Here is an 11,369-nt window from a genome sequence, read left to right on the forward strand (position 1 = left end):
TGATTCCCCAGTCAGAAAGGATGTTCGACGAGCCAGTCGGCGTAGCTGGCGAGGCCTTCGCTCAGGCTGTATCCGGGCTGGTAACCCAGCTGTTCGATCGCTGCGGTGATATCGAAACGTGCGTTGGCATCGAGAACGGGGATCGTGCCCGGGCCGATTTCGAACCGGGCCTGGGGGAACAGGTCGAGCACCCGCCGAGCAACGTCTCGATAGCTCTCCTGCTCGCCGGCGGTCACGTTGAACACGCGTTGCTTGAGGCGCGCGGCCGGTACTTGTGCGGCGAGAATGCAGGCTTGCGCGACATCGCTGACGTGTACGTACTGCAGGAGGTAATCACCGCCCTCGGCTTCGTAGAGGGCAACGCCATCGATGGCGTGGCGCAGCAGAGACTTCAGGTAGCACTGCATGAACTGCCCAGGTCCATAGATCCAGCCGGGACGCAGCGAGATCACCTCGATCCCGTACAACTCGCCGTACACCTTGCCGAGCTTCTCGGTGAAGACCTTGGTGCATCCATAGGGTGTGGTCGGCTCCAGGGCGGCGGACTCATCGATCACGCCGAGGTCCTGATTGTGCCCATAGGCGCATTCCGAGCTGAGGTTGACGATCCGGCCGATCCCGCTCAGGCGCGCGCATTCGAAGACATGGGTGGTGCCCAGTGCATTGGTGAGCACGGTCTGCAGCGGAATCCGGCGGGAGTCGACGGGGTGGGAGATCGCCGCGGTGTGGATGATCGCGGCTGGCTTGAATGCCTGGCAGGCCTGGAGCAGCGTTGCCAGGTCAGCGAGGTCTCCCTGCAGATAGTTGTAGCCTTCGTCGGCGATCGCGCTGCTGAGGCTTCGATCGAATCCCAGTACGGCATGACCCGCTGCCAGCAACTGACGGACCACTTCCTGGCCGAGGAAACCATTGGAGCCGGTTACCAGATAGTTCATCTACAGAATCCTCAGTAAGGGTGCATGGGCAGCTCGATGTTCCCGGCACGCCAGTGGGCGTGGACGGTCTCCGGGGTGCAGAACCACAGGTCTTCGTGGGAGCGCATCAGCTGGATCAGGCGCTCCAGCATCATCAGCCGCGACGGCCTGCCGATCACTTCAGGGTGCATGGTGAGCATGAAGTGGCTGCCGAACTCACGCATGCCGGCGAGCTCGGCCGCCCACATGCGGTAGACCTTGTCCGGCTCTTCGATCACGCCACCGACGGCGGGCTCGGCGGAGTAGGCGAACTGCTCGAAGTCATCGAGCAGCCAGCTGACGGGCAGTTCGAGCAGACTGTGTTCTGGCCCACCGACGAGGTAAGGACGGTCATCCCCCATCAGGCTGCTGTCGGAATGGAAGCCCAGTTCGATCAGCGACTGGAGCACATCCGGCGTGATTTCCCAGAGCGGGGCCCGGTAGTGGCAGACCTCACGGTCGATGGTCTGCTCCAGAATGGCCTTGCTGTCCTTCAGGATCTGCAGGTTCCGAACCGGGTCCATTTCATCCACGCGCTCGTGAAAGAACCCGTGGCAGCCGATCCCGTGTCCGGCTTTGGCGATGCTGCGCACGACCTCCGGATCGATTTGCGCGATACGGCCAGGGATGTAGAACTGGGCCCGGATGTCGTACCGCTCGAGCAGGTCGAGCAAGCGTGGTACGGCGACCCTCCGGCCGTATGCCCCCATGGACAGCAACGAGAGACGGCGACCGTTCAGGCTGGAGGATTCCCAGGCAGATTCCGCATCGAGGTCGAAGGAGAGGGTGGCGGCGAAGCGTTTGTTGTTTGGCCAGATGACCATTGGAGGACGTCCTCTTTATTGGCTGCGCGCGTGCCTGGCCGGTCGGCATCCGCCATCCCGGTCAGGCGTGCTGCTGATAGACGGGGCGGGCGGTCACCGCTTGGCGATGGACTCGGCGAGGATGCACATCAGCTCGAACATCATCGTGGCCCCCACCAGGGCGGTGGAGCCGCCCTGGTCAAACGGCGGGGATACTTCCACCACATCGGCGCCGACCAGATTCAGGCCTCGAAGGCCGCGGATCATTTGCTGGGCCTCGAGCGTGGTCATGCCGCCGATCTCAGGGGTGCCAGTGCCTGGCGCGAATGCCGGGTCCAGCACATCGACATCGAACGTGATGTAGGTCGGGCCATCACCCACGACCCGGCGCGCCTCGGCAAGGGTCGCTGCGACACCGATATCGGCGAACTCCTCCATGTGGATGACGCGAATCCCGCACTCCTCGGCGAACGCTTCATCGTCAGCCGAGTAGATGGAGCCGCGTATGCCGATCTGGACGGTGCGCTTCGGGTCCAGCAGGCCTTCCTCGATGGCGCGGCGGAAGGGCGTGCCATGGGTGTAGGGGTTGTCGCCAAAGTAGCGATCGTTGGTATCGGAGTGCGCGTCGAAATGCACCATTCCAATGGGGCGCTCGCGCGCCAGGGCCCGGAAGATGGGCAGGGTGACCAGATGATCACCCCCGACTGACAGGGGCACCGTGCCCGCTTCGTGGATCTGCCGGAAGAAGCCTTCGATGCGCTTCAGGGAATCGAGCAGGTCGATGGGGTTGACCGGCGCGTCGCCCAGGTCGCCGATTCGCACCAGGTCGTAGGGTGCGATGCGGCTGACGTGATGAACCTTGCGCATCAGGCTCGACATGTTGCGCACTTCGCGCGGCCCGTGCCGAGCCCCTGCGCGATTGGTCGTGCCGCCGTCCCAAGGGACGCCGACCAGGGCGAGTTGCACCTGGCTCGGGTCTTCGAAGATGGGGAGACGCATGAAGCTCGGGATGCCGGCGAAGCGGGGAACCAGGGCGGCGTCCAGCGGCTGGGGAAAGTCATTGTGCATACGATTACTCCATGCGTGCTCGTCAGGCGGCAGCGCGCATTCGGGTATTGAAAGTCCGATTAGCGGTACCCGGAGCTCTCGGCGGCACAAGGCGGCAGCCCTGCCGAGCAAGGCGCCTTCGCTGTTCCCATGTGCATTTATGGCACTTGTTGAGAGCTCCACGGGCCAGGACAGGATGGTGCGAGGCTCTGGGGGAATAAATCCTGCGATGCGCAACCTGACTTTCACCAAAGCGAAAGTGCACCGATGGGGCGGTCTTCACTTTTGCTTCCGAAGAAGCTGACTTTCGGAGCTCAGGATTTTTGCCTGGACGACAGGGCCGTACTTTTCATCGAGGCGCCTCCCGACTAAAAACAACAGCGAGACCGCACGACATGAAATTTCACGACCTCATCGGTTATGACCGGCACGGCACGATCAGGGAGCTCGACACGGGCTTGAACAAGGGCAAGCTCGGCACAAAGGACGTCGTTTTTTCCGCACTGGGCTTCAATGCCCCCGCATGGGTGGCGGCTTCATCCATGTCCATCCTGTATTCCATATCCGGCCAACAGGCACCGCTGGCGATTCTGATCGCGTTTTTCTTTCCGATGCTGGTCCTGGCCGTGTGCATGGTTTCCCTCACACGGCATGCCCCGTCGGCCGGCGGTATCTTCACCTTCTGCTCCCGCTTTCTGCACCCGAACTGCGGTGTCGTCCTGGGCTGGACCTACGCCATTGCGTGCATGGCGGTCACGCCGATGTGCGCGGTGATCGGCACGCAGTACATTCAGGCGCTGTTTCCGGCGCTGCAGGGCGAATGGCAGGCGAAGGTCATCAGCACGCTGCTGATCCTGACCTTCCTTGTCGTCTCATCCCGCGGGGTTGGCGTAACGGCGCGGGTTGCCGCCACCTTCCTGATCTTCGAGATCGCCGTCGTTGCCGGTCTGGGCTTGCTGGGAATCGCCAACCCGCAAACCACAGGGCTGTCGGTCGCGACCATGTACTCCCTGGAAAGCGCAGGCGGCCTGGCCGCGATCGGCCCGGGCGTGCTGTTCGGCGTCTGGATGCTGGCGAACTTCGACTCGGCCATCAATTACATCGAGGAAGCGCGCGTACCGGTGCGAACCGTCCAGCGTTCGCTCCTGATCGTCCTGAGCTCGGCCTTCCTCATTTACAGCCTTGCGGCCATTGGCTGGCAGTTCGCGGTACCGGTCGAGCAGCTTGCCGCGATCGTCGAGAACGGCAATGGCGGCCCCATCGCGGTAGTCGCCCAGACCTATTTGCCGCCGGCGATGGCCTGGATTGCCTTGTTCGTGGTCATCACATCGGCCTGTGCCGGACTGCAGATTTCCTCCAATTCGGCTGCGCGGACGCTCTACCGGATGAGCGAAGAAGGGCACCTGCCTTCCGTACTGCGAGTGGTCAATCGCTTCAAGGCGCCCTGGATCACCCTGGTGCTGGTGTCGGCGGTGGGGATCGTGCTGGTCTGGTGGAAGCCTGTCGGCAAGATCATCTGGTACTACGACGTCATCACCATCACGCTGGTGCTGTCCTACGTTTCCGCACTTGCCGCATTCATCGTGATGAGCTGGAAAAAACAGCAACCGCTGGTTGCGGCGGGGCTTTCGGCCTTGGCGCTCATGGCCATCCTGGTACTCGCCTACATCGGCTACATGGCCGGTGCGAGCCCGGTTTCGCCGGAGGACATCTACACGGCCTGGTACCTGGGTGCGTTCGCAATCATCAGCGGTGCCGCGATCGCAATACTGAGTCGTTGTTTCGGGCCCGGCAGGCTCTCGGGAAGCTCCCTGAAAGCCTCGTAATCGCCTGGGTTCTCGTCGTGCGAGAGGGGCGGGACGGACCGTTTCTTTCGCACGCCAACCCACAGGGCATGTCCCCGGTGAGGAGGGAACGGGGCGGTCATTCCCGGCGCCTGTCGTAGGGTGCCGGGCTGATCCGGCTGCACCTGAGCTTGCGCACGCGCGGCCTACAGCTAGGCCTTTCGCCCGGACCCGCCATCGCCTTTGGCCTGGCGGGCGCTGCGACGCAGTTCCTGTGGTGTGCGCCCAACGACTCGCACGAAGCTGCGCAGCATGTGGTCGGCATCGCCGAATCCGAAGCTCCTGGCGATCTCCTCGAAACTCTGATGCCCATCCTCGATCAGCGGCCTCGCCGCCTCGATACGAAGGCGCTCGATCGCTTTCGCCGGCGTTACCCCGATGGCTGTCGCGAACACGCGGCCAAACTGGCGCACGCTCATGTGCGCCACGTCTGCCAGGCGCTGAACGGACAGGTCATCACGCAGATGGTCGCGTGCATAGCTCAGCACCTTGCGGATGCGATCCGAGCCGGGGTCGAAGTCCAGCAGCGAAGAAAACTGATACTGACCGCCGGGGCGCCGATAGTAGACAACCAGCATGCGTGCAACGAAGCGCGCCACCTCCTTGCCCAGGTCCTGCTCGATCATGGCCAGGGCCATGTCGATGCCCGCCGACATGCCTGCAGAGGTCCAGACGTTCCCGTCTTCGGTCCAGATTCGATCGCCATCCACGCGCAGCGACGGATAGCGCGCCTGCAATTGCGGCGCGTAGTTCCAATGGGTGGTCGCGACACGACCGTCGAGCAACCCGCTCTCGGCCAGCACGAAGGCGCCGGTACAGACGCTGGCCGTGCGGCGCGAACGCAAGGACAGCTGCCGGATCGCAGCCGCCATCGGCGTCATCCAGTCACCGACGGGAGCGGTTGGCGCGCCGACGATGATGAGCGTGTCGAGGCGGTCGACATCCTGCAGTGCTTCGGTCGCGACCTGCAGTCCGTCCGAGGTGCTGATCAATCCGCCGTCAAGCGAAGCGACCGTGAATCGATAGCCCGAAGGACGGGCACGATTGGCGTTGGAGAAGGCTTCCAGCGGGCCACTCAGGTCCAGCAAGACGAAGCCCGGGTAGATCAGGAAGCAAACGTGATGCGGCATGAGCTGAATGCCAAGAGCCTGGCTGATGCGCCATTAGACGCCCCGCCTGTTTGCAGGGTCAACGGCTGTGCCCGCCCCACCCGAGGTGGCTGCGCGAGTCGGCCGAAATCCAGGGATAAACGTCCTTTTCGATCCGTCCTCGCGCCGTACCGTACACACGCCACCCCCACTTCGAGGACATGCGAAATGACCTTCAACAGAACCCATCCCCGCAAAATGATCCATGCCGCCTTGTTGGGCGCCATCCTGCTGGCATCCGGCGTCGGCTTCGCCGCCGAGAACCCCTACGCCGATCCGGCCAAGCCCGCGCTCCCAGCGTCGACCTTTCAATGGGACATGAGCCGAACCGCCCTGGTCGTGATCGACCCGCAGATCGACTTCATGAGCCCGAAGGGCGCAGGCTGGCCGGTCTTCGGCGAGAGCGTGACCGAGCAGCATCTGGTGCCGAACCTGGGCCGGCTTTTCACGGCCTTCAAGAAGGCCGGTGCGACCGTGGCCATCTCGCCGCACTACTACTATCCCCACGATCACAAGTGGGAGTACGAGGCACCGGCCGAGACCGTTCAGCACAAGCTTGGCCTCTTCGATCGCAAGGGCGCCCTGACGCTGGATGGCTTCCGCAACTCGGGCGCCGATTTCATGCCGGAGTTCAAGCCCGTCATCGAAGACGGCAAGACCATCGTCGCCTCGCCGCACAAGTTGTATGGCCCGCAAAGCAACGACCTGATGCTGCAGCTGCGCAAGCAGCGGATCGACAAGATCGTGCTTGCCGGCATGGCCTCGAACCTGTGCGTCGAATCGCACCTTCGCGAGTTCCTGGAGCGCGGGTTCGAGGTGGTCGTCGTGCGCGACGCAGTCGCCGGCCCGAAACTTCCCGACGGCGACGGATACGGCAGCGCACTGGTCAACTTCCGCTACATCGCCAACGACCTGGTGACCACCGACGAGGTCGTGGACAAGCTGGAAGGCCGCTGAACTTGGCTGGCCAATCGGCCGACCAGACACGGGAGCCCTGGTGGCTCCCGTGCTGGCTGACTGATGCGGAGTCACGCATGAGCGATAGAAAGAACTTCGGGCCTGCCAGCCCGGATCGGCGAGATTTTCTGCTGCTCGGCTTGAGTGCTGGGGCCCTGGCTGCCAGAACTGGCGGCGGCAATGCATGGCCGGTTCGGCCAAAGCCCAGCGATGTGCGTATTGTTGGGCCTCGCTGCGCTCGGCACCAACCTACGGGGTCCGAGGTGACCACGCCCCCTTATCACCCGGTCGTATTCACGCCGGCTGGAGCTGGACCTGCGGACATTGCAGCAACTCGTCAGTGACACATTGCTGATCCCGCCCCCGGGCGATCAGCCAGCGCTGGAAGGCGCGGCACTGGGCCTTGTGGAGGTTGTTCTGGTTCCAGCTCAGGTTGTAGGCCGCCGGCATTGGCAGGGCCGAGGCGTGGGCGATGACCAGCCGGCCGTCTTCCAGGTCCTTGCTGATCATCGAGTACTGCGCCAGCACCAGGCCCTGTCCGTCGATGGCCGCCTGGATGGCCATCGACGACAGCGAGTAGATCCGGCTATTGCTGACCGTCGCATCGTCGACAGCGTTTGCCGCGAACCATTCCTCCCAGGACGGCGGCGAGTCGAACTTGGGCCGCCAGTCGATGGTGATCAGCGGGTACTCGAGCAACGTGCGGGCGTCTTCCCTTGGCACTGCGGCGGCCAGCAGGGCAGGGCTGCAGGCGGGTATCACGCAGTCGCGGAAGAGTTCGAGGGTGTGCTGGTCATCGTGGATGCCTTCGCCGTAGCTGATGCGGAAGTCGACACCGTTGGCCTCGGCCTGGGAGGGCTCGGTATGGGTGCCGTCGAGGTAGACGCTCAGCTCCGGGTATTCCCGCTGCCACTCGGCAACCAACGGCGCGAGCCATTTCGACAGCAGCGAGGGCAGGGCGCTGACATAGAGGTTGTTGGCGTTCTTCGAGCGCTCCAGTTCCGCCGCCGCCGCCCGCAGCCGTTCGAAGGCCTGGCTGCAACCTTCATGGAAGCGCTGGCCCGCGGCGTTCAGGCGCAGGCGTTGGCCCTCCTTGACCGTCAGGCTGAGGCCAACCGCCTCTTCGAGGAGCTTCATCTGCTGGCTGACCGCTCCGGCGGAGATGCCCAGGCGTTTCGCCGCCTGGGAAATGCCGCCGCAGAGGCCGACAGCCTCGAATACTTCCAGTGCACGCAAGGGGGGAAGGTGGCTCATGACGGTTCCTGAAGCCCAAGGGACGACGATTTATCTTGTTTAGAAAATCTAAAACAATCAACAGAAAAGACCATCTATTCTTTTGAGTCCCCGGCTCCTACGCTCTGCCTCAAGAAGCCTCGCTTCGCATAACAACAAGAGGAGCTACGAGCCATGTTCTTGAGAAACGCCTGGTATGTCGCCGCCTGGGATACCGAAGTGAAGCAGGCCCTGCATGGGACCATCCTCCTTGGCGAATCCATCGTCCTGTATCGCAAGGCCGACGGTAGCGTCGTCGCCCTGGAAGACGCCTGCCCCCACCGCAAGCTGCCGCTGTCCATGGGGCGCCTGCAGGGTGACCTGGTGGAATGCGGCTACCACGGCCTGACCTTCGATTGCTCGGGCACCTGCGTGAAGGCCACCTGTGTGGCGCGGGTGCCGCAGGCCGCGAAGGTGCGCAGCTACCCGGTGGAGGAGCTCTATGGCCTGGTCTGGCTGTGGATGGGCGATCCGCTGCTGGCCGATCCGGCGAAGATCGTCGATATCCCGGAGTGGGATCACCCGGATTGGGGCCTCAATCGTGGAGACTCGATGACCGTCGAGTGCAACTACCTGTACATGACCGACAACCTGCTGGACCCCTCCCATGTTGCCTGGGTGCACCAGAGTACCTTCGGCACCTCGGCCTGCGAGTCGGAGCCGCTGCAGACCCGGGTGAGCGACGACGGCGTGGTGGTCTCGCGCTGGCTGTACGACATCGACGTGGCGCCGTTCTACACCCAGTACCTCAAGTTCGAGGGGCGCTGCGACCGCTTGCAGTACTACGAGGTACGCTATCCGTCCCACGCGATCATCAAGGGAGTGCACACCCCGGCCGGCACCGGTGGTGACCACGCGCCCGTCCACGAGAAGGCGTTCCTCATGGACTCGTACAACTTCATGACGCCGGTGGACGAGAACCGCACCCGTTACTACTGGTTCCAGCTGCGCAACTTCGACGCCGATGACGAGGCCGTGTCCCGACGGTTCGCCGTCGACGTGCGTCGCGCCTTCGAAGAGGACCGCGTGGTGCTCGCCGCCGTGCATGCGGGCATGAAGAACCGCCAGACGCCGAACATCGACCTGGCCATCGACTCCGGTCCGCTGCGCTTCCGCCGTGGCATGGAGCGGCTGATCCGCGAAGAGCAGGAAGCCGCGGCCGGCATGCGCGGCACCAGCGAGGTCGAGGCCCATGCTTGAGCCAATCCCCGTCGCGAAGGGCTTCGCGCGCTTCCAGGTGACAGGGAAGGTGCGGGAAAGCGCGTCGATCACCTCCTTCGTGCTCAAGCCCGCCGTGAATGGCGGGCCCGTGAAGTTCCGCCCGGGGCAGTTCATCGTGCTGCGCATTCCCGGCAGCGAAGGCCCACAGGTGCTGCGTGCCTACAGCCTGTCCGGCGACCCGGACGACCAGACGCAGGTGCGCATCTCGGTGAAGCACGAGTTGCCCCCTGCGCATCTGCCCGATGTCCCGGCGGGTGTCGGTTCGAGCTTCCTGCACGAGGCGGTGGAGATCGGCGAAGAGCTGGATATCGCCGGCCCGTCGGGAGACTTCGTCCTCGACGAGGACAGCGAGCGGCCGGTGCTGCTGTTCAGTGGCGGGGTCGGGCTGACGCCCATGGTGAGCATGCTGCACCGGCTGGCCACCCGTTCGACGCGCCCGGTGTATTTCATCCACGCCTGCGAGAACGGCGCCGTCCACGCCCTGCGCGAGGAGGTGCTGGCGCTGGCGGCCCGGCGCAGCGGAATCGCCGTGCACTTCTGCTATCGCGCGCCGACAGCGGAGGACCTGGAGCACGGTCATCACCACAGCAGCGGGCTGGTCAGCAGGGACACCCTGCAGGGGTTGCTGCCGCTGGATGACTACGACGTCTACCTGTGCGGGCCGCGCCCGTTCATGCAGGCGAACTGGCGCCTGCTGCGCGGCCTGGGCATCGACAAGGCGCGGATTCGCTACGAGTTCTTCGGCCCGGCGACGATTCTCGACGAGGACGAGACGCCCGCCATTCCCGCCACGCCGACGCCGGCCAGTCCGGCTCCCGTGGCCGACACGGCACTGACGGTGCGCTTCGAGCCTTCCGGCCAGGCCGTCGCCTGGGACCCGGCCTGCCCGTCGCTGCTCGATTGCGCCGAGCAGGCGGGACTCAAGCCGGCATTCAGCTGCCGCGCCGGATTGTGCAACGCCTGCCTGACGCCCCTTCTGAGCGGCAGCGTCGAGTACGCCGAAGCCCCCCTGGTGGAGCCCGAAGCGGGCCGGGTGCTGCTGTGCTGCGCGCGGCCGACCTCGCCGGTGGTGCTGGCGCTGGACAACTGATGGCGGCTGCGGCTGCCGAACATCGACCGAGTACCGATGGAGTGCCTATCGAACCGACACCCGAGCTGTGATCCGCCTTGCCTTGCATGCCCCTTACGACCCTCTGTGGTTTCGCATCGGAGAATACAAAGATGAAAAACAAGAAAATCGAATTCGCCGTCTGCTCGTTGTTGATGCTGTTCGCCAGCTGCTCGCTGAATGCCCAGGCCAAGGACCTGGAGACTATCCAGATCGCCACGGAGGGGGTGTACGAACCCTGGAACCGCACCTTGCCGGACGGCAGCTTCGATGGCTTCGAGCCGGAGATGGCCAAGGTGCTCTGCGAGCGCATGCAGGTTCGCTGCAAGATCGTCGCCCAGGATTGGGACGGACTGATCCCGGGCCTGCGCGCCGGCAAGTTCGACGTGGTGATGGATGCCCTGGCGATCAGCGAGGAGCGCCGCAAGGTCATCGATTTCTCCCGCCCCTACACCAAGGCGCCCGCCACCTTCATCGCCCTGCAGTCCAGCGGCGTCGACCTCGGCCGCGGCACCCTGCACCTGCGCGGAAAGCCCGAACTGGACACCCCGGCCGTCGACGACCTGCGCAACCGGCTGAAGGGAAAGCTGATCGGCATCGTCTCCGGCACCGTGTACAGCAAGTTCATCCATGAGCAGTTCGGCGAGGTGGCGACCATCCGCGAATACAAGACCCCGCCGGAACCGCTGATGGACCTGAAGAATGGCCGCGTGGATGTGGTGTTCGAGGACCTCGGTTTCCTCGCCGGGGAAATGCAGCGGGCCTCGGACAGCGGCCTGGTGCTGGTCGGCCCGGCGATCAACGGACCGATCTGGGGTGAAGGCGAAGCCTTCGGCATCCGCAAGGATGAGCCCGAGCTCAAGGCCAGGCTGGACGCGGCGATCGCCTCGCTGATCGCCGACGGGACGATCAGCGAGCTGAGCCGCAAATGGTTCAAGCACGACTTCACGCCACCCAGCCAGTGACCGGGTGATCCGCCGGGGGGGGGGGGGGGGGGGGGGGGGGGGGGGGGGGGG

10 protein-coding genes are annotated in these 11,369 nt (G+C 64.4%); 5 read left to right on the plus strand and 5 right to left on the minus strand.

Translation table 11 applies throughout. The features are described 5' to 3' along the window. Nucleotides 1-11: 11 nt before the first annotated feature. The 3 genes from ACFW0H_RS13040 to speB form a co-directional block, all read right to left on the minus strand. Nucleotides 12-935, minus strand: coding sequence for an NAD-dependent epimerase/dehydratase family protein (locus ACFW0H_RS13040; RefSeq protein WP_422914317.1), 924 nt, complete (start codon nt 933-935; stop codon nt 12-14). An 11-nt stretch (nt 936-946) separates the two neighbouring features. Next, the gene (locus tag ACFW0H_RS13045) at nt 947-1,777 is read right to left on the minus strand and encodes a polysaccharide deacetylase family protein (RefSeq protein WP_422914318.1); all 831 of its coding nucleotides are present in this window, start codon (nt 1,775-1,777) and stop codon (nt 947-949) included. Nucleotides 1,778-1,870: 93 nt separating this feature from the next. Beyond that, complete coding sequence (speB, locus tag ACFW0H_RS13050) at nt 1,871-2,824, minus strand: agmatinase (protein ID WP_422914319.1); 954 nt, start codon at nt 2,822-2,824, stop codon at nt 1,871-1,873. Between the two features lie 374 nt (nt 2,825-3,198). On the opposite strand from speB, the gene ACFW0H_RS13055 reads away from it, so the two are divergent. Next, nucleotides 3,199-4,629 (plus strand): APC family permease, encoded by a 1,431-nt coding sequence (locus ACFW0H_RS13055; RefSeq protein ID WP_422914320.1) that lies wholly within the window; start codon nt 3,199-3,201, stop codon nt 4,627-4,629. Between the two features lie 170 nt (nt 4,630-4,799). Here ACFW0H_RS13055 and ACFW0H_RS13060 read toward each other — a convergent pair whose 3' ends face one another. Further along, on the minus strand, nt 4,800-5,777 hold the full coding sequence (locus tag ACFW0H_RS13060; protein ID WP_422914321.1) for a GlxA family transcriptional regulator: 978 nt from the start codon (nt 5,775-5,777) through the stop codon (nt 4,800-4,802). 186 nt (nt 5,778-5,963) lie between these two features. Between ACFW0H_RS13060 and ACFW0H_RS13065 the strand changes: the two genes are divergently transcribed. Next, nucleotides 5,964-6,752 carry a cysteine hydrolase family protein gene (locus ACFW0H_RS13065; protein WP_422914322.1) on the plus strand — a complete coding sequence of 263 codons (789 nt, stop codon included), beginning with the start codon at nt 5,964-5,966 and terminating at the stop codon, nt 6,750-6,752. Nucleotides 6,753-7,046: 294 nt separating this feature from the next. On the opposite strand, the gene ACFW0H_RS13070 is transcribed toward ACFW0H_RS13065, so the two are convergent. Beyond that, complete coding sequence (locus ACFW0H_RS13070; RefSeq protein ID WP_422914323.1) at nt 7,047-8,006, minus strand: LysR substrate-binding domain-containing protein; 960 nt, start codon at nt 8,004-8,006, stop codon at nt 7,047-7,049. Between the two features lie 153 nt (nt 8,007-8,159). Here ACFW0H_RS13070 and ACFW0H_RS13075 point away from each other — a divergent pair, with 153 nt between their 5' ends. The 3 genes from ACFW0H_RS13075 (at nt 8,160) to ACFW0H_RS13085 (ending at nt 11,318) form a co-directional block, all read left to right on the plus strand. Next, the gene (locus ACFW0H_RS13075) at nt 8,160-9,224 is read left to right on the plus strand and encodes an aromatic ring-hydroxylating dioxygenase subunit alpha (RefSeq protein ID WP_422914324.1); all 1,065 of its coding nucleotides are present in this window, start codon (nt 8,160-8,162) and stop codon (nt 9,222-9,224) included. After that, nucleotides 9,217-10,335, plus strand: a complete 1,119-nt coding sequence (locus tag ACFW0H_RS13080; protein ID WP_422914325.1) for an FAD-binding oxidoreductase — start codon at nt 9,217-9,219, stop codon at nt 10,333-10,335. Before ACFW0H_RS13075 ends, ACFW0H_RS13080 begins: the two co-directional genes overlap by 8 nt. Before the next feature lie 131 nt (nt 10,336-10,466). Next, the gene (locus ACFW0H_RS13085; protein WP_422914326.1) at nt 10,467-11,318 is read left to right on the plus strand and encodes a transporter substrate-binding domain-containing protein; all 852 of its coding nucleotides are present in this window, start codon (nt 10,467-10,469) and stop codon (nt 11,316-11,318) included. Nucleotides 11,319-11,369 lie beyond the last annotated feature (51 nt).

Source organism: Metapseudomonas cellulosilytica (assembly GCF_049334135.1).
In the GTDB taxonomy this organism is placed as follows: Bacteria; Pseudomonadota; Gammaproteobacteria; order Pseudomonadales; family Pseudomonadaceae; genus Metapseudomonas.